The sequence below is a fragment of the Erwinia sp. PME.40.26/001 genome (assembly GCF_055556675.1).
In genome coordinates this window covers 1-233 of the sequence record NZ_JBVHNP010000458.1, presented here as the reverse complement: position 1 = coordinate 233, position 233 = coordinate 1, and the positions used below count along the sequence as shown (strand labels likewise).

1 protein-coding gene is annotated in these 233 nt (G+C 41.2%); it reads right to left on the bottom strand.

Going from position 1 to position 233, the window contains the following annotated elements; genetic code table 11:
• A partial coding sequence (locus ACZ3HG_RS24965; protein WP_465335251.1) for an MFS transporter occupies positions 1-233 on the bottom strand: 233 nt, incomplete at both ends.

Below are 233 nucleotides of genomic sequence, written 5' to 3'. Positions count from 1 at the left end.
AGCTCCTTTTCATAGTCCTCGACACCGATAACTTTCAAAACATTTCTAGCTTCATCAATTTGATTTCTTGCTACAAGCCAGCGTGGGCTACGCGGAATACCAAACAACATAACAAAAAACAAAATGGCAGGAATGGCAGACACACCCAGTTTCCACCTCCACTCCACTGCAGCAAGACCAAGAGTGCCAATGAAATAATTGGAGAAATATGCAAGCAAAATACCTATAACAAT